Annotated in this window: 23 protein-coding genes and 2 pseudogenes; 10 read left to right on the forward strand and 15 right to left on the reverse strand. The window is 71.3% G+C overall.

The window, feature by feature from the left end:
- The 3 genes and pseudogenes from AB0F98_RS21785 to AB0F98_RS21795 all read right to left on the reverse strand — a co-directional run.
- A pseudogene (locus AB0F98_RS21785) lies at positions 1 to 94 on the reverse strand (class I tRNA ligase family protein); the annotation flags it as partial.
- A gap of 73 nt (positions 95 to 167) precedes the next feature.
- Complete coding sequence (locus AB0F98_RS21790) at positions 168 to 851, reverse strand: response regulator transcription factor (protein WP_076466807.1); 684 nt, start codon at positions 849 to 851, stop codon at positions 168 to 170.
- A gap of 22 nt (positions 852 to 873) precedes the next feature.
- Positions 874 to 2,157 carry an ATP-binding protein gene (locus AB0F98_RS21795; RefSeq protein WP_357738027.1) on the reverse strand — a complete coding sequence of 428 codons (1,284 nt, stop codon included), beginning with the start codon at positions 2,155 to 2,157 and terminating at the stop codon, positions 874 to 876.
- 201 nt (positions 2,158 to 2,358) lie between these two features.
- Here AB0F98_RS21795 and phoU point away from each other — a divergent pair, with 201 nt between their 5' ends.
- Positions 2,359 to 3,012 (forward strand): phosphate signaling complex protein PhoU, encoded by a 654-nt coding sequence (phoU, locus tag AB0F98_RS21800; protein WP_357738028.1) that lies wholly within the window; start codon positions 2,359 to 2,361, stop codon positions 3,010 to 3,012.
- 67 nt (positions 3,013 to 3,079) lie between these two features.
- On the opposite strand, the gene AB0F98_RS21805 is transcribed toward phoU, so the two are convergent.
- Complete coding sequence (locus AB0F98_RS21805; RefSeq protein WP_357738030.1) at positions 3,080 to 3,847, reverse strand: phosphoglyceromutase; 768 nt, start codon at positions 3,845 to 3,847, stop codon at positions 3,080 to 3,082.
- A gap of 153 nt (positions 3,848 to 4,000) precedes the next feature.
- On the opposite strand from AB0F98_RS21805, the gene AB0F98_RS21810 reads away from it, so the two are divergent.
- Entirely contained in the window at positions 4,001 to 5,302 is a 1,302-nt protein-coding gene (locus tag AB0F98_RS21810) for an MFS transporter (protein ID WP_357738032.1), read from the forward strand.
- A 180-nt stretch (positions 5,303 to 5,482) separates the two neighbouring features.
- Complete coding sequence (locus tag AB0F98_RS21815) at positions 5,483 to 6,799, forward strand: MFS transporter (RefSeq protein ID WP_357738034.1); 1,317 nt, start codon at positions 5,483 to 5,485, stop codon at positions 6,797 to 6,799.
- A 388-nt stretch (positions 6,800 to 7,187) separates the two neighbouring features.
- Here AB0F98_RS21815 and AB0F98_RS21820 read toward each other — a convergent pair whose 3' ends face one another.
- From AB0F98_RS21820 to mshA, 3 genes are all read right to left on the reverse strand, one after another.
- Positions 7,188 to 8,216 carry a hypothetical protein gene (locus tag AB0F98_RS21820; protein ID WP_357738036.1) on the reverse strand — a complete coding sequence of 343 codons (1,029 nt, stop codon included), beginning with the start codon at positions 8,214 to 8,216 and terminating at the stop codon, positions 7,188 to 7,190.
- 81 nt (positions 8,217 to 8,297) lie between these two features.
- Entirely contained in the window at positions 8,298 to 8,810 is a 513-nt protein-coding gene (locus AB0F98_RS21825; protein WP_357738038.1) for a YbjN domain-containing protein, read from the reverse strand.
- A 144-nt stretch (positions 8,811 to 8,954) separates the two neighbouring features.
- Positions 8,955 to 10,319 carry a D-inositol-3-phosphate glycosyltransferase gene (gene mshA / locus AB0F98_RS21830; RefSeq protein WP_357738040.1) on the reverse strand — a complete coding sequence of 455 codons (1,365 nt, stop codon included), beginning with the start codon at positions 10,317 to 10,319 and terminating at the stop codon, positions 8,955 to 8,957.
- Positions 10,320 to 10,509: 190 nt separating this feature from the next.
- Between mshA and AB0F98_RS21835 the strand changes: the two genes are divergently transcribed.
- The 3 genes from AB0F98_RS21835 (at position 10,510) to AB0F98_RS21845 (ending at position 12,830) form a co-directional block, all read left to right on the forward strand.
- Complete coding sequence (locus tag AB0F98_RS21835) at positions 10,510 to 11,277, forward strand: SDR family oxidoreductase (RefSeq protein WP_357738042.1); 768 nt, start codon at positions 10,510 to 10,512, stop codon at positions 11,275 to 11,277.
- A 73-nt stretch (positions 11,278 to 11,350) separates the two neighbouring features.
- Positions 11,351 to 12,148 (forward strand): class I SAM-dependent methyltransferase, encoded by a 798-nt coding sequence (locus AB0F98_RS21840; RefSeq protein ID WP_357738044.1) that lies wholly within the window; start codon positions 11,351 to 11,353, stop codon positions 12,146 to 12,148.
- A 151-nt stretch (positions 12,149 to 12,299) separates the two neighbouring features.
- On the forward strand, positions 12,300 to 12,830 hold the full coding sequence (locus AB0F98_RS21845; RefSeq protein WP_357738046.1) for a hypothetical protein: 531 nt from the start codon (positions 12,300 to 12,302) through the stop codon (positions 12,828 to 12,830).
- Positions 12,831 to 13,077: 247 nt separating this feature from the next.
- Here AB0F98_RS21845 and AB0F98_RS21850 read toward each other — a convergent pair whose 3' ends face one another.
- Positions 13,078 to 13,554 carry a MarR family winged helix-turn-helix transcriptional regulator gene (locus AB0F98_RS21850; RefSeq protein WP_357738048.1) on the reverse strand — a complete coding sequence of 159 codons (477 nt, stop codon included), beginning with the start codon at positions 13,552 to 13,554 and terminating at the stop codon, positions 13,078 to 13,080.
- Between the two features lie 97 nt (positions 13,555 to 13,651).
- On the opposite strand from AB0F98_RS21850, the gene AB0F98_RS21855 reads away from it, so the two are divergent.
- Positions 13,652 to 14,212 (forward strand): NAD(P)H-dependent oxidoreductase, encoded by a 561-nt coding sequence (locus AB0F98_RS21855; protein WP_357738050.1) that lies wholly within the window; start codon positions 13,652 to 13,654, stop codon positions 14,210 to 14,212.
- A gap of 119 nt (positions 14,213 to 14,331) precedes the next feature.
- Here the strand turns inward: AB0F98_RS21855 and AB0F98_RS21860 are convergent, their stop codons facing one another.
- Complete coding sequence (locus tag AB0F98_RS21860; RefSeq protein WP_357738052.1) at positions 14,332 to 15,423, reverse strand: UDP-N-acetylmuramate dehydrogenase; 1,092 nt, start codon at positions 15,421 to 15,423, stop codon at positions 14,332 to 14,334.
- A gap of 70 nt (positions 15,424 to 15,493) precedes the next feature.
- Here AB0F98_RS21860 and AB0F98_RS21865 point away from each other — a divergent pair, with 70 nt between their 5' ends.
- The 3 genes and pseudogenes from AB0F98_RS21865 (at position 15,494) to AB0F98_RS21875 (ending at position 17,481) form a co-directional block, all read left to right on the forward strand.
- Complete coding sequence (locus AB0F98_RS21865; RefSeq protein WP_357738054.1) at positions 15,494 to 16,255, forward strand: maleylpyruvate isomerase family mycothiol-dependent enzyme; 762 nt, start codon at positions 15,494 to 15,496, stop codon at positions 16,253 to 16,255.
- Between the two features lie 124 nt (positions 16,256 to 16,379).
- Positions 16,380 to 16,520, forward strand: a pseudogene (locus AB0F98_RS21870) (RidA family protein); the annotation flags it as partial.
- 55 nt (positions 16,521 to 16,575) lie between these two features.
- Entirely contained in the window at positions 16,576 to 17,481 is a 906-nt protein-coding gene (locus AB0F98_RS21875) for a GNAT family N-acetyltransferase (RefSeq protein WP_357738056.1), read from the forward strand.
- On the opposite strand, the gene mca is transcribed toward AB0F98_RS21875, so the two are convergent.
- The 6 genes from mca to AB0F98_RS21905 all read right to left on the reverse strand — a co-directional run bounded on the left by mca (position 17,417) and on the right by AB0F98_RS21905 (position 22,211).
- Positions 17,417 to 18,328, reverse strand: coding sequence for a mycothiol conjugate amidase Mca (gene mca / locus AB0F98_RS21880; protein ID WP_357738057.1), 912 nt, complete (start codon positions 18,326 to 18,328; stop codon positions 17,417 to 17,419). The genes AB0F98_RS21875 and mca overlap by 65 nt on opposite strands.
- A gap of 1 nt (position 18,329) precedes the next feature.
- Positions 18,330 to 18,947, reverse strand: coding sequence for a TetR/AcrR family transcriptional regulator (locus tag AB0F98_RS21885; protein ID WP_357738060.1), 618 nt, complete (start codon positions 18,945 to 18,947; stop codon positions 18,330 to 18,332).
- Between the two features lie 158 nt (positions 18,948 to 19,105).
- On the reverse strand, positions 19,106 to 19,621 hold the full coding sequence (locus tag AB0F98_RS21890; RefSeq protein WP_357738062.1) for an O-acetyl-ADP-ribose deacetylase: 516 nt from the start codon (positions 19,619 to 19,621) through the stop codon (positions 19,106 to 19,108).
- A 77-nt stretch (positions 19,622 to 19,698) separates the two neighbouring features.
- On the reverse strand, positions 19,699 to 20,283 hold the full coding sequence (locus tag AB0F98_RS21895) for a TetR/AcrR family transcriptional regulator (protein WP_357738064.1): 585 nt from the start codon (positions 20,281 to 20,283) through the stop codon (positions 19,699 to 19,701).
- 69 nt (positions 20,284 to 20,352) lie between these two features.
- Entirely contained in the window at positions 20,353 to 21,084 is a 732-nt protein-coding gene (locus AB0F98_RS21900) for an ABC transporter ATP-binding protein (protein ID WP_357738066.1), read from the reverse strand.
- Complete coding sequence (locus tag AB0F98_RS21905; protein ID WP_357738068.1) at positions 21,081 to 22,211, reverse strand: ABC transporter permease; 1,131 nt, start codon at positions 22,209 to 22,211, stop codon at positions 21,081 to 21,083. Before AB0F98_RS21905 ends, AB0F98_RS21900 begins: the two co-directional genes overlap by 4 nt.
- Positions 22,212 to 22,233: the final 22 nt, after the last annotated feature.

Below are 22,233 nucleotides of genomic sequence, written 5' to 3' on the forward strand. Positions count from 1 at the left end.
CGTAGATGACGACCCGCCGGGACGAGGAGAACTTGCGGCCCTCCATCGTCAGGTACTCGCTGGAGACCACCTCGGTCGGGAGGTTGGGCCGCCCGCACCCTCGCCGTCCGCCGTCCGCCATCCGCCGGTCACCGTCCGGCGGTCACCCACCGGTCGCCGGCCGTCGATCAGGGCTCGAACTTGTAGCCCAGGCCGCGCACGGTGACGATGTAGCGCGGCGCGGACGGCTCCGGCTCGACCTTGGAGCGGAGCCGCTTGACGTGTACGTCCAGGGTCTTGGTGTCGCCGACGTAGTCGGCACCCCAGACCCGGTCGATGAGCTGGCCCCGGGTGAGCACCCGTCCGGCGTTGCGCAGCAGCAGCTCCAGCAGCTCGAACTCCTTGAGCGGAAGCTGCACGGCGCCGCCGTCGACGGTCACCACGTGACGCTCGATGTCCATCCGCACCGGGCCGGCTGCCAGCGTCGGGGTACCCGACTCGGCCGCCTCGGGCGTCTGCCGACGCAGCACGGCGCGGATCCGGGCCACCAGCTCGCGCGGCGAGTACGGCTTCGTGACGTAGTCGTCGGCCCCGATCTCCAGGCCGACGACCTTGTCGATCTCGCTGTCCCGAGCCGTGACCATGATGATCGGCACGTGTGAGCGTTGCCGGAGCTGACGGCAGACCTCGGTACCTGACATTTCGGGCAGCATCAGGTCGAGCAGCACGATGTCAGCCCCGGTCCGGTCGAACTCGGTCAGGGCCGACGGACCCGTGGCGGCGACCGAGACCTCGAAGCCCTCCTTGCGGAGCATGTACGACAGGGCGTCGGAGAACGACTCCTCGTCCTCGACCACCAGAACGCGGCTCAACGGGTTTTCCTTTCCATTGCTGTCAGACCTGCCGAAGCTCGGCTGAACCGGGCTCGATCCCAGCGCCTGGCAGTGTCGTCAAGAGGTCTTCCGGGGGGCGAGCGGGCAACCGGAGGGTGAACGTCGACCCACCACCAAGAGTGCTCGACACATCGACCCGTCCGCCATGGTTGCTCGCGATGTGTTTGACGATGGCCAGCCCCAGCCCCGTACCGCCGGTGGATCGGGAACGCGCCTGGTCGGCCCGGTAGAACCGCTCGAAGATCCGATCGACGTCGGTGGGGGCGATGCCGATGCCCTGATCGGTGACGGCGATCTCGACGTGCTCCTCGCCACCACGGGCGGTGATCCGCACCTTCGTGCCGTCGGCCGAGTAGTTGACGGCGTTCTCGACCAGGTTCGCGACGGCGGTGGCGAGCTGACTGTCACTGCCGTACACGGTCAGGCCACGCTGCCCCTCGACCACCACCTCGATCTCGCGGGCGGAGGCCGTGGTGCGCGTACGGTCGACCACCTCGGCGACCACCCAGTCCACCGAGACCGGCTCGGGGGCCGGCTGCGGCTCGGCCCCCTGTAGGCGGGTCAGTTCGAGCAGTTCCTGCACCAGCCGACCGAGCCGGGTCGATTCGTGCTGTATGCGTTCGGCGAAACGACGGGCGGCGACCATGTCCTCGGACAGGTCCGGCGCGGCGTCGGTGGCCGGCTCCGTGGCGTCCAGCAGCGCTTCGGCCAGCAACTGCAGGGCACCGATCGGCGTCTTCAGTTCGTGGCTCACGTTGGCCACGAAGTCGCGCCGCACCCGGGCGAGCCGGTGCGACTCGGTCACGTCGGCGGCTTCCACGGCGATGTAGCCGGCACCCACGCCCATCGCCCTCAGGTGCACGCCGAGCGGATTGTCCCCGGCGTTGTCGCGGCCCCGGGGCAGGTCCAGCTCGATCTCGCGCCGGATGCCCGTCCGTCGGACCTGACCGGCGAGGGTACGGATCAGCGGGTGCGCCGCTATCGAGCCCGGGCTGGCACCGGTGCGCAGCAGCCCCATCGCCCGGGCGGCGGGATTGACCAGAACGGGAACGTCGTCCGGATCCAGCACGACGACGCCGGCTCGGAGGGAGTCGATCGTACGGCGGCCGAGCCCAGCCTGCGGATCCTCGGCTATGGCGGGCCTCCCCCTGTTCACGTGGGAACTGCCGCTCCCCGTCGACTTGTCACGGCGGGCCCACCTCGACCGGATTCCGGGTAGCAGGATCCCGGCGACCAGTCCGGCCACCAGCGCCACGGCCACTGCGACCGCCACCGCCCATTCCACCTGGCGATCGTAGGGTCATTGTTAACCTGGCTACCGCCCAGAAAGGGATGAAACCGGCTCGCTTCCCGCAAAATTAACGTAACCGTCGGGCGTCGTTCACCGTGATTCATTTCGGGTCCGCCCGTGCGCCCTACCGTGGTCGGCACACCGCTCAATCCTTCGCCGGCTCCGGCCGGCCACGACCCCCAACAGGACGTGACAATGCGCGACGAGTTCCGGGCCGATCTACACCTGGTGAGCCAACTGCTGGTGGACATGGCCGAGGGAGTCCGGTCCGCCATGCGGCAGGCTACTCGGGCCCTGCTCACCGCCGACCGGCAGGCCGCCGAGACCGTCATCGAGCGGGACGCCGAGATCGACGACCTCTACCGGCACGTCGAGGAGCGGGTCTGCGACCTGCTGGCGCGGCAGGCGCCGGTCGCCTCCGACCTGCGTGCCATGATCACCGCCCTGCACGTGGCGGCGGACCTCGAGCGGATGGGCGATCTGGCCGACCACGTGGCGAAGACCGCGCTGCGCCGGCACCCCTCGCCCGCCGTGCCGGCCGAGCTGCGCCAGACCTTCACCGACATGGCCTCGATCGCCGACCGGATGGCCGAGAAGATCGCCTCGGTGCTGGCCAAGCCCGACGCCGACATCGCCGCCGAGCTCGACCGCGACGACGACGCCATGGACGAGCTGCACAAGCACCTCTTCGGCATGCTGCTCGGCGACGACTGGCCGTACGGGGTGGAGACCGCGATCGACGCCACCCTGCTGGGCCGCTTCTACGAGCGCTTCGCCGACCACGCGGTGAACGCCGGCGAGCACGTGGTCTACCTGATCACCGGCGAACAGGCGCCGACCGCTGGCTGAGCCGCGCGCCCGCGCTCCGCTGGGGCCCCTGCTGCTTGCGCGGCGGGGGCCCCTTGCCGGTCGTGGCTCAGCGGCCCTGGTTGGCGACCGCGGCGGCGGCCGCCTTGGCGGCCTCCGGGTCGAGGTACGTCCCGCCGAGGACCTGCGGACGCAGGCTCGGGTCCAGGTCGTAACGCAGCGGGATGCCGGTCGGGATGTTCAGCTTGGCGATCGCCTCGTCGGAGATCTGGTCGAGGTGCTTCACCAGGGCACGCAGCGAGTTGCCGTGTGCGGCCACCAGCACCGTACGGCCGGCCAGGATGTCCGGCACGATCGAGTCGTACCAGTAGGGGAGCATCCGCTCCACCACGTCCTTGAGGCACTCGGTACGCGGCATCAGCTCGGTGGGCAGCAGGGCGTACCGGGGGTCGCCGACCTGGGACCACTCGTCGTTGTCGTCGATGGGCGGCGGCGGGGTGTCGTACGAGCGGCGCCAGAGCATGAACTGCTCCTCGCCGTACTCGTCGAGGGTCTGCTTCTTGTTCTTGCCCTGCAGGGCGCCGTAGTGCCGCTCGTTGAGCCGCCACGACCGGCGCACCGCGATCCAGTGCCGGTCGGCGGCGCTCAGCGCCAGCTCCGCGGTGCGGATGGCGCGCCGCAGCACGCTCGTGTGCACCACGTCCGGCAGCAGGTTGTGTTCGCGGAGCAGCTCACCGCCGCGCCGCGCCTCGTCCTCCCCCTTGGCGGTCAGATCGACGTCCACCCAGCCGGTGAAGAGGTTCTTGGCGTTCCAGTCGCTCTCGCCGTGCCGCAACAGGACCAGCGTCCCGACGGTGGGCCCCTCACTCGCAGTCATGCGGATCATCCTGCCGTACGTCGTAGCTGGACATGCCGCGACCCGTCGTGACGACCACCACGTGGAAAAGCTGGTGACCGACCGCTCGGGCGCCGACTAGTTTGTAAGGCGCTTTAGATACACCGGTCATTACAAACACGGGGGCGGTCGCGGATGCGGACGGTGCAGAGCTGGTTTCGGGACACGGCGGGCGGACTGCCGGCGCGGTTCTGGTACCTCTGGACCGGCACCCTGATCAACCGGCTCGGCTCGTTCGTGCTGGTGTTCCTCGCCATCTACCTCACCCAGGAGCGCGGCTTCTCGGCCTCCCAGGCGGGCCTGGTCATCGGCCTGTGGGGCGTCGGTGGCGCGGTCGGTACCACCATCGGCGGCACCCTCGCCGACCGCTGGGGCCGCCGGCCCACTCTGCTCACCGCCCAGCTCGGCGGGGCGGTCATGATGGTGGGGCTCGGCCTGGCCCGGCCGCTCTGGGCGGTTGCGCTGGGCGCCCTGCTGCTCGGCGCGTTCGCCGAGGCGGCCCGGCCCGCGTTCGGGGCCATGATGATCGACGTGGTGCCGGAGAAGGACCGGTTGCGGGCCTTCTCGCTGAACTACTGGGCGATCAACCTCGGCTTCGCCTGCGCGGCCGTGCTGGCCGGTTTCGCCGCGCAGGCCGGTTACCTGCTGCTCTTCGTGATCGACGCGGCGACCACGCTGGTCACCGCATTGATCATCTTCACCCGGGTGGGCGAGACCCGGCGGACCCGTCCGGTCAGCAAGGGTGCGGCCGCTCCGGCGGGCGCGCTGCGCGCCATCCTCAACGACCGGATCTTCCTCGGCTTCGTGGCGTTGAACCTCTTCGCCGCGCTGATCTTCCTCCAGCACATCTCGATGCTGCCGATCGCGATGGGCGACTCCGGTCTGAGCCCCGCGACGTACGGCTCGGTGATCGCGCTCAACGGCGTGCTGATCGTGGTGGGTCAGCTCTTCGTGCCGCGGCTGATCCGCGGGCGGAGCCGGTCCCACGTACTCGCCCTGGCCGCCCTGGTGACCGGCGTCGGCTTCGGTCTCACCGCGTTCGCCCACGCCGCCTGGTTCTACGGGCTCACCGTGCTGATCTGGACGCTCGGCGAGATGCTCAACTCCCCCTCGAACGCGACCCTCATCGCCGAGTTGTCCCCCGCCGAACTCCGCGGTCGCTACCAGGGCGTCTTCTCGCTCTCCTGGCAGATCGCCGGCGCGGCGGCGCCGATCTTCGGCGGGCTGGTCCGCGAGCACGCCGGCAACAGCGCGCTCTGGGTCGGCTGCGCGGTCCTCGGCGGGGTGATGGCCGTGGCCCACCTGATCTCCGGACCGGCCCGGGAGCGGCGTGCGGCCGCGCTGCGGCGCACCGCCGCCGCGGCGACAGTCACCGGGCCGACGGCACCGCAGGCCGCCGCGACCGCCCCGGTCGCCGAGCCGGTACCCGCGAACTGATCGGCCCGGCCCGGCCGGAGTGGACAGCCGGCCGGGCCTCACTCCGGCCTGCCCGGTAGCCCCGGCGCGGCCGGACGGACCGGGGTCTCGGCGGTTGGCGGGACGCGAATCCGGCCGACCCTGGGTGTTCCGATACGGTCAGGCAGTAACGGTTAAGAAACCGAACTGTCTGGAGGACGGGTGCACGCCCTGCGGCGCTGGTGGCACGACACCGCGGGCGGTCTCCCCGCCACCTTCTGGTACCTCTGGGCCGGCATCCTGATCAACCGGGCCGGCGCGTTCGCGATGCTCTTCCTGTCGCTCTACCTCACCGAGGCGCGGGGCGCCAGCGAGGCGCTCGCCGGCGCGGTGGTCGGGGCGTACGGAGCCGGCGGGGCGGTCGGTGTGCTGCTCGGCGGAGTCCTGGCCGACCGCTGGGGGCGACGCGCCACCCTGCTCACCGCCCACCTGATCACTGCCGGCCTGATGGTCGCGCTGGCCCTGAGCCGGCACCTGCTGCTCATCGCGGTGCTCTCCGCGCTGGTCGGGGTGGTGCACTCGATGCCCAGCCCGGCGTTCGTGGCGTCGATCGTCGACATGGTCCCGGAGCAGCGCCGCTCACGCGCGTTCAACCTTCAGTTCTGGGCGTTCAACCTCGGCATGGCGGTCGCCTCGCTCCTGGCCGGCGTACTCGCCGAGGCGAGCTACCTGGCGCTGTTCCTGGTCGACGCCGGAGCGACGCTCGCCACCGCCCTGGTGATCGCCTGGAAGGTGCCCGAGACGCTACGCCGGTCCGCCCGGACACCTCGGGTCGTTCCCCGGATCGGTTCGGCAGCGCGTGGCGCCCGACGCCCCGGCCTGCTCACCGCGCTCACCGACCGGATCTTCCTGACCTTCGTCGGGCTCACCTTCGTGCTGGCCGTACTGACCATGCAGACGTCGACGATCATGCCGTTGTCCATGCGCGCGGACGGGCTCGAACCGTCCGCGTACGGCCTCGTGGTGGCGCTCGGCGGCGCGCTGATCGTGCTCGGCCAGCTCTTCGTACCCAGGCTGATCGACCGCCGCCGGAAGGGCTTCGTCCTCGCGACCTCGACCGGGCTGATGGCGGTCGGGTTCGGCACGCTGGCCGTCGCCGACGAACTGGCGGTCTACCTGGGCGCCGCCGTCGTCTGGACGGTCGGCTCGATGCTCGCGGCCCCACCGAACGCGCAGATCAACGCCGATCTGGCCCCGCCCGAGCTGCGCGCCCGCTATCAGTCGGTCTTCTACCTGACCTTCCCCGCCGCGTCGTTCGTCGCGCCCACGCTGGGCGGGGTGAGTCTGCAGTACCTGGGTTCCGCCCACTGGCTCGTCGTTGGCGGGCTCGGCCTGCTCGCCGCGGTCGGCCATCTGCTCGCCGGACCGCCCCGGGAACGCCGCGTCGCAGCACTGCTGCGGGGCAGGGAACACACTCCGGCGCGCGGGCCGATGCGGGCCGGCGGAGCGGAGCCGGCCACCGACCCGGTCAGGACCTGACTCAGGTCACCGATGTCACAGCAGACGCAGAGTGCCCACCACGCCCTATGGCAGCGGTGGGCACTCGCGCACTGGTGGGGCCGGCGGCGGCGGGCAACACTCACCCCCGTAAGCGTCGCCCGCTCGCGCCGCCGGTCCAAACAGGTGGGCACCGTCCCCCAACGGTTGAACCACCCGTCCCCTCGCGCCTCGCCTGGTGCGCGGATCTGATCGATCCGCCGCTCCCCCGAACGTTTCCAAGCGTGGCGCGGCACAATAAAGTTAATTCGCCCGGATTACGGTTTCAACCCAGATCGGCTGTCTCGCCGGTCACAGCGCGTGAGCTGTCCCTGCTCCGGGCCACGCTGTGTGCCAACGGCGGATACCCGTCCGGCATTCCCGCAAACCGTCAAGCGTCCTCGCGATCAGGCGACTCGGTACGGAAGAAGTTGCTCTGCCGGCCGTCGCGCATCTGCTCCTGATAGATCAGGTTGAGCCGCCGTAGGTCGAACGTGTGGAACCAGTCGTCCCAGGTGATCTCGCGGATCCGGCTGCTTTCCCGGTAACCCGGAATGTTGAACGTCAGCACCGAGACCCGACCTTCCCGCTCCGTGCCCGCGATGGTGGCCGGCTTCGCCCCACGCTCCCGCGCCCAGCGCATGATCACCTCGTGGTTGCTGGTCACCAGGCTGCGGCCCGGTCGCTCCGGCCGGTCCGCCAGTGACGAGATGACCTGCGAGGAGCGCGCCGAACGGGCGGTTGCGCGGCCCGTACGGAGGCCACCGCCCGCCGCCTTCGCGGCCGTACCGCCGCGGCTCGTGCTCTTCCGCGCCGGCGCGGTCTTCCTGGCAGCGGCCGTCTTACGCGCCGGTGCCGCCTTCTTCCCGGGCGCCGCCCTCGTCGCAGCCGCCGTCTTCCGTGCAGGCACGGCCCGCTTCGCGGCCGTCGTCTTCTTCGCGGCCGTCGTCCGCTTGGCGGCGGTCGTCTTCTTCGCGGCGGTCGTCTTCTTCGCGGCGGTCGTCTTCTTCGCCGCCGCCCTCTTCGCGGCGGCCTTCTTCGCCGGCGCGCTCTTGTTCGCCGGTACCGCCTTGGCCCGACCCGGAGCCGCCTTGGCCGCCCGCGCGGTGGCCGCCTTCTTCGTGGCCGAGGCGCGCCCCGCGGCGCGCGTCCCGGCGGCCCGGCCGGCCGGTCCGGTGGCCTTGCGCGCGGCCCCGCCACCACTGCGCATCGCCCGCGCGAGCTCCTTCACCAGTTCCGGCTTGCGCAGCGCGCTGATGCCCGAGACGCCGTACTTGCGGAGCCGACCGCGAATGTCGTCCACCCGCATCCGGGAGATCTCCGACTCGGAGATCGACGGTGTGTTCGGGGTCTTGTTCCCCGCCCGTTGCCTGGTCCTGGTCGCAGTCCCGCCGCGACCCGAGCTGTTCCGCTGAGCCATGAGACGCTCACGCTCCTCGACAGATGGTCCTCGGCGCGCGGCGTGTCCCAACCTGCCGCACCGCGCGGGGCGGCATACCCGTCAGGACGGCTCCGAACCTCCGGACGGTTCGAAGAGGTGAGCGAACGCGGCGAGGTTCGCGGTGGATTCGCCGCGCTTGACCCGCCACTCCCATTCCCGCCGGATCGAACTGCCGAAGCCGATCTCCAGCATGGTGTCGAAGGACTCGTCGGCGTACGTCAGGACGGACCCGAGCAGCCGGTCGAGTTCCTCGGCGTCGACGCCGGCCGGGTTGATCCGCCCCGTCAGGTAGACGTCACCTACCGCGTCGATCGAGAAGGAGACCCCGTACATCCGGGCGTTGCGCTGGAGCAGCCACGCCCACAGCTCCTCGCGCCGCTCATCGGGCTGCCGCATCACGAACGCCTCGATCCGCAACGCGTGTTCGCCGACGATCAGGTTGCAGACCGTCTTGAGCTTGTGGGTGCCGGGCAGGGCCACCGCGTACGAGTGTGGGCCGGTCGGCTCCCAGTCGAGCTCCCGCTCGTCACAGACCGACTCGATCAGTGCCGCAAGATCGCTCTTCCCGCTCACCGGACCCACTCTACGGTCGGGCCGGCCACCGCACCCGCGCCGCTACGCCGTGGGCGGGCCGCCGACCAGAGCCCCGCCCGCCGACGGCCGCACCGGAAGCGGCAGCGCCACCGAAAGCAGCGGCCGCGGCCGGGATCGGCGGCCTCACCAGGAGCAGGAGAAGGCCGAATCGTCGGCGAGCTGCGCCGCGAGGCGTTCCCGGTGCCCGGCGACGGTATCTCCGTACACCTGGAGCAGGTTGGTGACCGTGCGGTCCCAGGAGAACTGACGGGCCTGCCGCTCGGCGCCGCGCCCGAGGGTGCGGCGCCGCACCTCGTCGGGCAGCAGCCGGGCGAGCGCCCGGGCCCAGTCGGCCGGGTCGTGCCCGTCGATGAGCACCCCGCTGACCTGGTCCCGGACCGCGGTCACCAGGCCGCCGACCGCGGCGGCCAGCACCGGCGTACCGCACGCCTGGGCCTCCAGGGCGACCAGGCCGAACGACTCGTTGTGCGACGGCACCGCGACGAGGTCCGCCGCCCGGTACAGGGCAGGCAGGTCGTCGCCGGTCTGCGGCGGCAGGAAGTGGATCCGGTCGGCGACGCCGACGGAGGCGGCCAGCTCGATCAGGGCGGTCGGACGGTCCAGCCCGGTCCCGCTCGGGCCGCCACAGATCACGACGGTCAGCTGCTCGGCCAGCGCGGGATCGCGCTCGCGCAGCGCGGCGGCGGCGCGTACCAGCACATCCGGCGCCTTCAACGGCTGGATCCGGCCGACGAACGCCACCAGGTAGCCGCGGGTGGGCAGGCCGAGCCGGTGCCGAGCAGCGGCGACGACCGCGTCCCGGTCCCCGGCGGCCGGACGGAAGCGGTTCAGATCGACGCCGGGCTGCACCACGGCGACCCGCTCCGGGTCGGCCGCGTACCGCTGGATCAGGTCGTGGGCCTCGACCCGCGTGTTCGCCACCAGCCGGTCGGCCTCGGCGACCACCTGCTCCTCGCCGATGACCCGCGCCTTGGGTTCCGGGCGGTCACCCGCCGCGATCTGCGCGTTCTTGACCTTCGCGAGCGTGTGTGCGGTGTGCACCAGCGGTACGCCCCAACGCTCCTTCGCCAGCCAGCCGACCTGTCCGGAGAGCCAGTAGTGGGAGTGGATCAGGTCGTAGTGGCCCGGTGGACGGGCCGCCTCGGCTCGGAGCACCCCGGCGGTGAAGGCGCAGAGCTGACCGGGCAGTTCCTCCTTGGTGAGCCCTTCCAGGGGGCCGGCCATGATGTGCCGGACCGTCACGCCCGGCGCCATCTCGACGACCGGGGGCAGGTCCCCGGAGGTGGCCCGGGTGAAGATCTCCACCTCGACGTTCGCCTCGGCGAGCCGCCGGGCGACCTCGAGGATGTAGACGTTCATGCCGCCGGCGTCGCCCGTGCCCGGTTGGTGCATCGGTGAGGTGTGCACCGAGAGCGTGGCGATCCGTCGGGGCCGCATCCAGGGCTGCGCCTGTCGTTGACGCCCGATGCCGGTGCGAAGTTCCGCCACGTCCGCTCCCCCGCTCACGGTTGATGCCGTCTCGCCCGACCGGCGTTTAGGACAACCTGTACGCCGGATGCCATCTTCCCGATCGAACCAGGGAAATGCGCGCGGACGGTCGGTCGGCGTGACGGACCTCATGGTGAGCGCGGACACGTCGGGGCGCACCGCACCCGCTGCCGGAGGTCACAATGTCCGGATGACCTCTGTCGCCATCGTCACCGGAGCGTCGAGCGGGATCGGCGCGGCAACGGCCCGGCGGCTCGCCGCCGAGGGGTTCCACGTGCTGGCCGCGGCCCGGCGTACCGACCGGTTGACCGAGCTGGTCGCCGAGATCGAGGCCGCCGGCGGCCGGGCCACCGCGGTCGCCTGCGACGTCACCTCGGACGAGTCGGTCGCTGCCCTGGCGGAGGCGGCCCAGGCCGTGCCGGGGCCGGTCACCCTGCTGGTGAACAACGCCGGCGGCGCGCGTGGGCTGGATCCGGTCGAGTCCGGCTCGGTCGACGACTGGCAGTGGATGTACGACGTCAACGTGCTCGGTACGCTCCGCGTCACCCAGGCTCTGCTGCCGGCGCTGGAGGCGTCCGGGGCGGGGACCATCGTGGTCGTCTCCTCGACGGCCGGATTCACCGTGTACGAGGGTGGCGGCGGCTACACCGCGGCCAAGCACGCGCAGACGGCGATCGCCGGCACGCTACGGCTGGAGCTCAGCGGCCGACCGGTGCGGGTCATCGAGATCGACCCGGGGATGGTGAAGACCGAGGAGTTCAGCCTGGTCCGGTTCGGCGGCGACGCGGAGCGGGCGGCGGCGGTCTACGCCGGGGTCCCCGAGCCGCTGGTGGCCGAGGACGTGGCGGACTGCGTCGCGTGGTGTGCCACCCGCCCGCACCACGTCAATGTGGACCGCCTGGTGGTCCGCCCGCTGGCCCAGGCCGCCCAGCACAAGGTGCACCGGGTCGGCCAGTGAAGCGCGAGGAGTGAGCCGCGATCCCTCAGGGGCGGACACGAATGACACGGCGGTGGGCCCGGCGGTCCGGGGGATGACGGGGGCGCGGCCGCGCCGTCCGTACGGCGTGATCACCCGGGGTACCACCAATCCGAACCGGCTGCGCCGGGTGGACAACTGGATCGTGGCGACCTGTGGTGACCTGCTCCGTGACGCGGCTGACCCGCTGGTGGTCGACCTCGGCTACGGCGCGACCCCGGTGACCGCCGTGGAGCTGCGCGCTCGGCTGGCCGCCGGCGTGCGACCCGACGTTCGGCTGGTCGGGCTGGAGATCGACCCGGAGCGGGTGGCCGCGGCCGAGCCGGCCGCCGATCCACCGGGGCTCACCTTCGCGCGGGGCGGGTTCGAGTTGGCCGGTCTGCGTCCGGTGCTGGTACGCGCGCTCAACGTGCTGCGCCAGTACGACGAGAGCGCGGTGCCCGAGGCATGGCAGACGATCACCGCCGCGCTCGCGCCGGGCGGGATGCTCGTGGAGGGCACCTGCGATGAACTGGGTCGACTGGGTGGCTGGCTGCTGATCGACGCCGACGGCCCGCGCTCACTGACGCTGGCCGCCCGGCTCGCCACCCTGGACACTCCTGCCGAGCTGGCCGAGCGGCTGCCCAAGGCGCTGATCCACCGCAACGTGCCGGGTGAGCGGGTGCACGACCTGATCCGGGCGCTGGACGACGCCTGGCGGGCAGCTGCCGGCTACGCCCCGTACGGCCCGCGGCAGCGCTGGTTGCACGCCGTCCGGTCGCTGAAGGACGCGGGTTGGCCGTTGCTGGACCGCCCTGCTCGCTGGCGCCTCGGCGAGCTCACCGTCCCCTGGTCCGTCGTCGCCCCGGCCTAGGCTCTGTGCTGCCGATCAGGTGAACGTACGAATGCGTAATCCTGGCCAGTCTGGATGGGCCTCGTGCTGCGTGTGCCGCCGCAAGAGCCACTACCTTGGCTGCCAAGATGCCTCGGTGACACCACGACCGGAACAGGTCACCCAGATCCCGATGCCGGCGGTCGATCGACTGACCGAGCAGTTGGCACCCGCCGGATGGCGGCGGCATCATTTCGTGCCCGACGACGAGGTTGCCTTCGTGCGCGAGCCCGTGCACGGGGTCGTCTTCCACTTCGGCGTCAACCTCGCCGGACGCGACGGTGTCTCGCTCGGCTCCAGCGTCGGCGTCGAACACACCGCCGTCGCCGAGTCGCAGCGGCAACTCTTCGGTCGCACGGGCACCGTGTGCCAGGTGGGTGCAAGCATGATCAACTTGGTGCACGACGCGGAGCCGTCCAAGCTCACGCCGTTGCGCTGGCGGGTCGGGTCGCCGGAACAGGTGAACGAAGCTGTTGATCAGGTCGTCGCCGACCTGACCGCCTATGGTGAGCCGTTCCTGGTCGGCAACCAGACGTTGCAGAAGGTGATCGAAACCCTGCTCGGACGGCCGAAATCGCAGGTCGAGTACGGAACACTGGCCGCCTGCCTGGCGGCGTCAGGGCGACCTGCCTGGGGCGCGCGCCATGCTCGCGAAGTTCGGTGAGGTCCGCCCGGCGTTTGCGGCAGGCATGACCGACGCATTCATCCACAACTTCACCGAGCGGTTCGGCAGCTAGGAGTCAGCCTCGTCATGGAAGCCGGATGATCGCGGCAATGAGGACGAGGCTGGTCCGATAGAGCGGTGCCCGTGCGTAGCGGCTGGCCACGCCTGTCGACAGCAAGGTGGATCTTCGTTCAGCCCGTCTCGGGACCGGCCGATGGCTTTGCCATCCTGCGCACGGACCATCGCCTCACGTTGCGATCTTTCGCATCGCCGCGGCGAGCTCTTCGAGATCCAGGCCCGCGAGGTGGTCGAGGAAGTGCCTGCGCGTGGCGGCCAGGTTGGTGGGCCAGGCCTGCTCCAGTCGGGTGAGCCCGGCGTCGGTGAGCACCGCGTTCCAGCCGCGGCCGTCCTGTTCGCACCTGATCCGTTGGACGAACCCCTGCGCTTCGAGCTTCTGCACGAGGCGGCTCATGCCGCTGAGCGACATCTCGCAGGCCGTGGCGAGTTCGCTCATGCGCAGTCGCCGGCCCGGTGCCTCGGAGAGGTTCATCAAGGTCAGGTAGTCGACGAGGGGAAGCCCCTGCTCGCGGAGCAGGTCCGCATCGATGGCCCGAGGCAGGGCGTGGATCAGGCGGTGAAGGGACCGCACGACGGCTTCTTCGCCCGGATTTAGCGGTTTGACCCCTTCCGGGAGGGATGTGGAATCGGATGTGACACTCAACATGCTCCCAGTTTACTTGCTTGACGAAGCAATTGCATTCCGTATAGTTGCTTCGCCAAGCAAGGACTCCACCGGGGTCCCGTCAGCGGAGGAGACGAAGATGACCAGGATCGGAATCATCATCGGCAGCACCCGGCCCGGACGAAACGGCGCAGCCGTGGCGCAGTGGGTGTACGAGGTCGCCAAGCAGCGCGCCGACGTCGAGTTCGAACTCGTCGATCTGCTCGACTACAAGCTGCCGCACCTGGACGAGGTCTACCCGCCGTCCATGGATCAGTACCAGCAGCCGCACACGCTGGAGTGGGCGAACAAGATCGCCTCGTTCGACGGGTTCATCATCGTCACTCCGGAGTACAACCACTCGACGTCCGGCGCCCTGAAGAACGCGATCGACTTCCTCTACAAGGAGTGGAACAACAAGGCCGTCGGGTTCGTCAGCTACGGCTCAGTGGGTGGCGCCCGGGCAGTGGAGCACCTGCGACTGATCGCCGGCGAGCTCCAGATGGCCGACGTGCGCTCCCAGGTCGCCCTGTCTCTCTTCACCGACTTCGAGAACTTCAGCACCTTCAAGCCCAACGGCTTCCAGCGGGACGCGCTGAACACGACCCTCGACCAGGTCGTGGCGTGGAGTGAGGCCCTCGCGCCGCTGCGCGGCAAGTGATCACAATGCCGCCCGGCAACTCGATCTTCTGTCAGGCCGCCAGGACCCTGGACCGGCCCAGGGTCCTGGCCGCATGCCGGTCACTCGCTGTCACGAGTGCTTCAACACGCAGGTGATGGTCAGATCGTGCAGTTGATCAGGACCGGCTCGGGGTGCAGGGTGACGCCGAAGCGGGTGTGTACGCCGTCGCGGATCTGCCGGGCGAGGGCGACCAGGTCGGCGGTGCCGGCCCGGCCGCTGCGGTTGGTCAGCGCCAGCGTGTGCTTGCTGGAGATGGCGACCCCGCCCGGCCCCGGGTGGCCCTTGCCGAACCCGGCCTTGTCGATCAGCCAGGCCGCGCTCAGCTTGACCATGTCACCGGGGCAGGGCCAGGAAGGCGCCTCGCCCAGGTCCGCGGCGCGCTCACGGAACAGCTCGTACGCCGCTCGGTCCAGCACCGGGTTCGTGAAGAATGAGCCCACCGAGCGGGTGTCGGGGTCCGCGGCGTCCAGCACCATGCCCTTGCCGGCGCGCAGGCGCAGCACCGTCGCCCGGGCGTCGGTCAGCGGCACCCGATCCCCCACCTCGACGCCGAGCGCGCGTGCCAGCTCGGCGTAGCGCACCGGACCCGAGAGCGGCGAGCGGGCGAGCCGGAAGTCGACCGAGAGCACCAGCCAGCGGTCGCTGTACTTGAAGATGCTGCCCCGGTACGCGAAGCCGCAGTCCGCGGCGTCGATCCGACCGACGGTGCCGTCCGCCCGGTCGTAGACCTCGACGCCCGTGATCGTCTCCGCGACCTCCTGGCCGTACGCGCCGACGTTCTGGATCGGTGTGGCGCCGGTGGAGCCGGGCACGCCGGAGAGGCACTCCAGGCCGGACCAGCCGTTCGCCACGGTGGCGGCGACCAGTTCGTCCCACGGCTCGCCCGCCTCGACCCGTACGGTCACGGTGTCGGTGTCCTCGGCGACCACCCGCAGCCCACGCGACCGGACGAGCACCACCGTGCCGGGGAAGCCCGCGTCGCCGACAACGACGTTGCTGCCACCCGCGAGGATCAGCACCGGCTCGTCCCGGATGCCGGCCTCGCGTACCGCTCGTACTATCTCCTCGGCGCTGTTGCCCGGCACGATCCGGCCGGCCGGCCCGCCCATGCGCAGGGTGGTGTAGCCGGCCAGGGCATTCATGTCGGTCGCGTCGACTCCGGTCGTCGGCTGGGCGTAGACGTCTGACACACCCTTCACCCTAGGCTGAGGGGTAGCCGCGGCACTCACTGGTAGCCGGGTCACCCCCGGGAGGATGGCGATGAGCAGACTGCATGGCACGAAGGATTTCTGGATCGGCGCTCTCCGGATGGAGGGACCGGCCTTCGCCGCGGCGGTGGCCGAGGCGCCGCCGGAGACACCCGTGCTCTCCTGCCCCGGCTGGACCGTCGCCGACCTGACGCTGCACGTCGGCGCCTTCTACCACTGGGTCTCCTCGTTCGCCGGCTCCGGGGTCACCAGCGCTCCGGCGGAGCGTCCGGCGCAGGGCGCGCCGGAGCCGGGCGTCACCGCGCTTGAGTACTGGCGGCAGGGGTACGACAAGCTGGTGGCCGTTCTCGAAGGGCTGGACCCGGAGGCCCCGGCGTGGAACTGGGCGCCGCAGCCGAAGCGGGCCGGTTTCTGGCCGCGCCGGGCGGCGCACGAGACCGCGGTGCACCGTTGGGACGCCCAGCTCGCCATCGCCGCCGGTGAGCCGGTCGAGGCGAAGCTCGCGGCCGACGGGGTGAGCGAGGTGCTGGACACCTGGCTACCGGCGGGCAAGCGCCGCACCCATGGGCAGTGGCACGGCGTGGTGCAGTTGGTCGCGGCCGATGCGGCGCAGCAGTGGTACCTGCGGTTGCGGGGTGAAGGTGTGGCGCTGCTGGACACCGACACGATCCTCGACCACGACGACCACCGTGCGCGGGCGCTGGTCAGCGGCACCGCCAGCGATCTGCTGCTCGCTCTCTGGGGCCGGGTCAGCTTCGACACCTTGGACGTGACAGGCGACCGTGGCCTGCTGGAGGGCCTTCGGGTCAGCTGATCCCGCGCGACTTCGCCTGAGCCGGGCCGGCCCGGGCGGCCGGGGGCGATCAATGGCGGCTCGGGGAGGCCGGCCGCACGGTTAATGGGTCGAGGATCGGGCGGCTCGCCAATAGTCTGCCCGAGTGACCGGACCCGCGCGCCTGATCCCCGTTCCCGCCCTCTCCGACGTCGCCGAGTACGCCTACGCGGCCGCCCTCGAACCGCCGGACCGGCTGGTCTTCACCGTCGGTGCGGACCCGTTGGACAGCGAGGGTCGCACCGTGCGCGGCTGCTCCGAGCAGCTGGTCGGGATCAAGGCGGTCGCGGCGGTGCGCCACGATGGCTGACTTCCAGATCCGCCACGCCACTCCCGACGACGCGCCGGCCGTGGTGGCGCTCCGCGCCCTCGTCCACCCGTACCTGGTACGCGGCGAGGCCTCGACCCGCAAGATGATCTCCGAGCCCCCGTCGGGCGAGGACTGGACGGCCTTCGTCGCCGAGGTCGACGACCAGGTGGTGGGCTGGGTGTCGGCGTTCCGGAACATCCGGACGTCCGAGCCCGACTTCGGTGAACTGTCCCTGCTGCACACACATCCCGAACAACGCCGTCGAGGCGTCGGCGCCGCCCTGCTGGACGCGGCGCTGGGTCACCTCCGCCCGCTCGGCGTACGCCGGGTCCGCACCTGGGCGCAGCCGGAGGCGCTTCCCTTCGCCCGCCGGCACGGCTTCACGCCCAGTCGCGAGCTGCGCTACTCGGCGCTCGAACTGCGTCCGGCACCGCCGATGCCGGCGGAGCTGCCGGGCGTACGGTGGCGGGCGCTGGCCGAGCTGGACCCGCGGCTGGTGTACGCGGCCGAGGTCGCCACAGCCTCGGACGAGCCGGGCGACGTGTCCTCCGACGCGATCACCTACGAGTACTGGCTCTGGGACGTGTGGGAGAACCTCGGCCTGGACAGGGCGGCCAGCACGGCCGCCGAGTCCGACGGTGAGGTGGTGGCGTTCAGCCTGGTCAAGCGGGACGGCGACCGGATGTGGTCGGACTACACCGCCACCCTGCCGAGCCACCGCGGACGCGGGCTGGCCCGGCTGACCAAACAGGCGGCCCTGCACCGGGCCGCGGCCGGTGGGGTGCGGGTCGCGTACACCTCGAACGACGAGGCGAACGCGCCGATGCTGGCGGTCAACGCCCGGCTCGGCTACCGGCCGGTGGCCGTTCATTGGTCCTGCCTGCGCGAGTTGAGCTGAGGCCCGCGAACAGGTCGTCCTCGGGCAGGCTCACCCGGATCCGCGCCTCGGCCAGTTCGTAGTCCTCGGTCGGCCAGACCCGCCGCTCGACGTCACGGGAATGCGCGAAGAAGGGGTGGGCCGGGTCGGTCTGAGTGGCGTGCGCGAGCAGTGCGCGATCGCGGGTGGCGAACTGCTCGGCGCACCGGACCCTGGTGGTCACCCGGGGCTCCGGCAGCTCGTCGGGCAGTTCCCGAAGCACCTCGTCCATCGCGGAGGGCAGGCCGGCGGCCCGGGTCGCGTCGTGCAGCGCCTGGAACCAGGCCCGGCTGAAGGACACCAGGTAGTAGAGCTTCGCGACGGCCCAGGCCGGACCCGCTCCGGAGTGGGTGGCCGGGTCGGCTGCCGCGTCGAAGGCGTACCGCGCGATCCGGTGGGCCATCACGTGGTCGGGATGGGGATATCCGCCGGTCGGGTCGTACGTCACCATGACCTGCGGCCGGAACTCGCGGATCGCCGCGACCAACGGGGCCGCCGCGTCGGCGACCGGCAGCCGGGCGAACGCGTCGACGGGTAGGTCGGCGCCGTCGGCGGGCAACCCGGAGTCGACGAAGCCGAGGAACCGCTGCCGTACGCCGAGCAGCGCCGCCGCCCGGGCCATCTCCTCCCGGCGGATCCGACTCAGGTCGGCACGTACCTCCGGCCGGTCCATCGCGGGGTTGAGCACGTCGCCGCGCTCGCCGCCGGTGCACGTCACCACCAGTACGTCGACCCCCTCGGCTGCATACCGGGCGAGGGTCGCGGCGCCCTTGCTGGACTCGTCGTCGGGGTGGGCGTGCACGGCCATCAGTCGCAGGGGTTCCGCCATGTCACTTCACCCCGGCGGCGAGCAGGTCGAAGGCGCGCGACCCGGCTTGGGCGAGAGCTTCGGCCAGCTGTCCCTCGTCGTGCCCGCCACGAACCAACCGGAACGCCTCGTCAAAGAGCACCCGGTACGCCCCGGCGAGCTGCGCCGCGAGCAGCCGCGCCGTCAGGTCGTCCGCGGCCGTCGCCGGCTCGGCGGCGAGCTGCGCGGCGAGGGCCCGTTCGCGCAGTTCGAACAGTTCACGCAGGCGGGCGGTGAGCGCGGGGCTCTCCTCCACCAGCCGGACGAAGGGTGCGCCGGCGAAGCCGACCACCGCCTCTCGCCGCGATACCGCGTCCGCGTAACGCCGGCGGAGCGCGTCCAGCACCGGTTCCCCGGCGGGCCGGTCGGCGGCGGTACGGGCGAGCAGCGCGACGAACTCGTCGGCGATGTCGAGGACCAGGTCCTCCTTGCGGGGAAAGTAGTTCGTCACCGTCATCTTCGCCACGCCGGCCGCCGCCGCGATCTCCGCGATAGTCACCCGGTCGTAGCCGCGCTCCAGGAACAGCCGGGTCGCCACGTCCGAGATGGACTGCCGGGTCTGCTGCTTCTTGCGTTCGCGAAGGCCGCTGTCGGTACTCACGCCGGAAGCATACATGGCACCGACCTAAAAATAGGATCGCTCTAATAATCGACCGGACCTAGCGTGGTGGCTGCCGAAAGGAGGACAGCGATGAACCTGCGCATCACCTGGTGACGCACGCCCCTCGGCACGCCCGCGCCGCCCTGGCGCGGGCGGGCTCAGCCCGCCGCGGCGACCCGCTCGGCGGTCGCGTACGTGCCGGCGTCGAAGAGGACCAGCCGGGCCTCGGTGACCCGCGCCGGAGTGGCCAGGCGCAGCACGGTCGACGCCTGGCGGACCGCGTCCTCGACGGGCCAGCCGAAGATGCCCGCGGAGATCAGCGGGTAGGCGACGGTGGCCGCGCCCAGTTCCTCGGCGACGGCGAGGCTGTTGGTGTAGCAGTCACGCAGCAGCGACGAGCGGTCCTCGCTCGCCGACCAGACCGGGCCCACGGTGTGGATCACCCAGCGGGCCGGCAGCCGGCCGGCCGTGGTGGCGACCGCCTGACCGGTGGGTAGTCCCCGGCCGTAGCGGGACGCGCGCAACGCCCGGCACTCCGCCAGGATCTCCGGACCGCCCTTGCGGTGGATGGCGCCGTCGACGCCACCGCCGCCGAGCAGCGACGAGTTGGCGGCGTTGACGATCGCGTCGACCTGCTGGGCGGTGATGTCTCCCTGGACCAGGGTGAGCCGCACGTCATCCCCTCTCTGTGGACTGTCCGAGCCCTCAGCAGCACCCGCCGTCCGGGCGGGCGCACCGTCGAGCCGACGACTCAGCTGTCATGGCCGTCGAGGTACGGGCCGAGCAGTTCGCGGGCGAGCCCGCTCGCCGCTTTCAGAGCGAGCCCTCCCTCGATCATGCGGCTGAGGGCGTAGACGATCGACTGGACGAGTTCGGCCATCCGGACCGCGTCCGAGGAGCCGTGCTCCGTGAGCGCGGCCCGCAGCGGGGCTTCCAGGCGGTCGTGCATGAGCCGGCTGGAGGAGGCCAACGTCTCGCTGCTGCCGGCCGACGCCAGCGCGCGGGCCAACGCGTGGTCGCCTCGGGCGACCAGTTGCAGGTTGGCCTCCACGTAGGCGTGGATCTTCTGCCCCGGTGTGGTGGCGGCTTCCATGTGCTTCTCGACGTAGGCCGACCACCGGGGAAAGGTGTCGGTGACGAGGGCGTCGAACATGTCGGCCCGGGACTTGAAGTACGAGTAGACGCTCGACCGGGCGAGCCCGGCGTGCTGGGCTACCTCGGCCAGGCCGGGGATCCGCTCGGGATGTTCGGACAGCAGGGTGCGGGCCGCGTCGAGAAGCGCGGCGCGCTGGGAGGCGCGATGCTCGGCGACGGTGGCGGCCTGAATCTTCGGCACGCCGCCTCCCTCGTTCCGGACGGACGCGCCTGTCTGGTCATGCGCCGCGCCCGCACCCTGCCGTCCCGGTCACCTGCTGGTCGCGAGCCTGCCGTCGACCATCTCGTAGACGGTGTCACAGTACTGCAGCACATCGTGGTCGTGAGTGACCATGACCACCGCGACCAACCGCTGCTTGGCCTCGCGGGCCAGGAGCTGCACGATGTCGTGGCTGCGGGCCCGGTCCAGGGCCGCCGTCGGTTCGTCCACCAGCAGCACGCTGGGTTCGGTGACCAGCGCCCGGGCGATCCCGACGCGTTGGCGTTCCCCGCCGGACAGTTGGTGCGGGCGCCGGCCGGTCTTGTCGGCCATGCCGACGTCGGCGAGCAGCTCCAGCGGATCGCGGCCGGACCGGGCCGGGCGTGGCCCCAGGCGCAGGGGCAGGCGCACCTGGTCGGCCGCGGTCAGCGCGGGCAGCAGGTTGCCCGACTGGAAGACGAACCCCACGTGCCGGCGACGCAGGGCGGTCCGCGCGCGACGGCTCGGCACGGTCATGTCCTGACCGGCGACGGTGACGGTGCCCTGGTCGGGCCGGACCAGGCCACCGGCGACGGCGAGCAGGCTGGACTTGCCCGCACCGGACGGCCCGACGATCGCGGCGAGCTCGCCCGGCCGTACCGTCAGATCGACCTCGTCGAGCGCCTGTACCGTCTCGGCGGCGTCGCCGTGCCGCAGGGACACCGCTCGCATCACCAACCCGAGCCGCTCGGGCAAGCTGTCAGCGGGCGTGGTCGAAGCGGTCGGAGCGGGTCGGCTACTCATCGGTTTCCTCCCAGTGCGGTGGCGGGGTCGACAGAGGTGATGCGGAGGACCGCCGCACCGGCTCCGACGAGGCCGAGGACGACGAGGCCCACCGCGGCCGCGGAGACGCTCGGCATACTCAGCGCGAACGGGATGCCGCTGCCGGTGATGGCGGCGCCGAGCGCGAGCCCGACACCGACGCCGACGGCCACTGCGGCGACCAGCAGTACGAAGGCCTGCGTCACGGCATCGCGCAACACCCAGCCGGTCGAGGCGCCGAGCGCCCGCAGGACGGCCACCTCGGCCTTGCGCTGGATCGCCCACACCGCGAAGAACGCGCCGGCCACCAGTGCCGAGATCGCGTACAGGAAGCCCTGGATCAGCTGCAGGGTCGTCGTCTCGGCGGTGTATCCGGGCGAGGCTCCGTAGGACTCGGCCAGCGTCATGCTCTCGGTGCCGGCGACCGCGTCGCCCGCGGCCAGGTCGACGGACTTCCCGTCGTCCGCGCGGATCGCCACCGCCGTGATCTCCGCTGCGGCCCGCTGCGGCAACTCCACACCGGGTGCGGTGCCGGACCTGATGGCCTGCCACGCCGCCAACGGCAGGTACGCCACGTCCACGTGCCCGAAGGTGTCCTGCTGTTCGGTCACCCCGACGACCCGCAACCGGGTACCGAGCCGAGCCACGGTGACGGTGTCACCCACCCGCAGACCCGCATCCAGCACTGTCGGGCTGACCACGATCCCGTCGGCCGCCCCCAACCGCTCGCCTTCGCTGACCGAGGGCGACAGGAACGAGTCGGGTCGGACTCCGAACAACGCGAGATCGACCTCCGTCCCCCGGTCGGTACGCCCGTTCACCAGCGAGTTCCCGAACGGGGCCGCCTGCGCCACGCCCGGCTGGGCGGCCCAGGCGTCGACCGCCGAGATGTCGACGACGCTGCGCGAGAACGCGGAGTCGTGCTGGACATTTCGAGCGAACGCGAAGGAGGTGACGGGCAGGTTCTGCAACCCGGACACACCGTCGCGCACCAGCCCGACCGACAGCCCCGACAGCATCACCATCAGTACGGCGATCAGCGCGATCACGGCTCCCATGAGGGCGAACCGCAGCCGGGCAAAGTTCAGCTCACGAATGGCGAGGAACATCAGCACTCGTCCTCGCGAATTA

Origin of the sequence: Micromonospora sp. NPDC023737 (assembly GCF_040639715.1) — a bacterium.
Classification (GTDB): domain Bacteria; phylum Actinomycetota; class Actinomycetes; order Mycobacteriales; family Micromonosporaceae; genus Micromonospora.

Bases quoted from the DNA above. Each gene is read 5' to 3' on its own strand.
- AB0F98_RS21865 (WP_357738054.1), top strand. From the start codon at position 15,494: ATGAGCAGACTGCATGGCACGAAGGATTTCTGGATCGGCGCTCTCCGG.
- AB0F98_RS21820 (WP_357738036.1), bottom strand. From the start codon at position 8,216: ATGGCTCAGCGGAACAGCTCGGGTCGCGGCGGGACTGCGACCAGGACC.
- phoU (WP_357738028.1), top strand. From the start codon at position 2,359: ATGCGCGACGAGTTCCGGGCCGATCTACACCTGGTGAGCCAACTGCTG.
- AB0F98_RS21875 (WP_357738056.1), top strand. From the start codon at position 16,576: ATGGCTGACTTCCAGATCCGCCACGCCACTCCCGACGACGCGCCGGCC.
- AB0F98_RS21835 (WP_357738042.1), top strand. From the start codon at position 10,510: ATGACCTCTGTCGCCATCGTCACCGGAGCGTCGAGCGGGATCGGCGCG.
- AB0F98_RS21850 (WP_357738048.1), bottom strand. From the start codon at position 13,554: ATGTTGAGTGTCACATCCGATTCCACATCCCTCCCGGAAGGGGTCAAA.
- AB0F98_RS21900 (WP_357738066.1), bottom strand. From the start codon at position 21,084: ATGAGTAGCCGACCCGCTCCGACCGCTTCGACCACGCCCGCTGACAGC.
- AB0F98_RS21905 (WP_357738068.1), bottom strand. From the start codon at position 22,211: ATGTTCCTCGCCATTCGTGAGCTGAACTTTGCCCGGCTGCGGTTCGCC.
- mca (WP_357738057.1), bottom strand. From the start codon at position 18,328: ATGGCGGAACCCCTGCGACTGATGGCCGTGCACGCCCACCCCGACGAC.
- AB0F98_RS21845 (WP_357738046.1), top strand. From the start codon at position 12,300: ATGCCGGCGGTCGATCGACTGACCGAGCAGTTGGCACCCGCCGGATGG.
- AB0F98_RS21840 (WP_357738044.1), top strand. From the start codon at position 11,351: ATGACGGGGGCGCGGCCGCGCCGTCCGTACGGCGTGATCACCCGGGGT.
- AB0F98_RS21855 (WP_357738050.1), top strand. From the start codon at position 13,652: ATGACCAGGATCGGAATCATCATCGGCAGCACCCGGCCCGGACGAAAC.
- AB0F98_RS21810 (WP_357738032.1), top strand. From the start codon at position 4,001: ATGCGGACGGTGCAGAGCTGGTTTCGGGACACGGCGGGCGGACTGCCG.
- AB0F98_RS21805 (WP_357738030.1), bottom strand. From the start codon at position 3,847: ATGACTGCGAGTGAGGGGCCCACCGTCGGGACGCTGGTCCTGTTGCGG.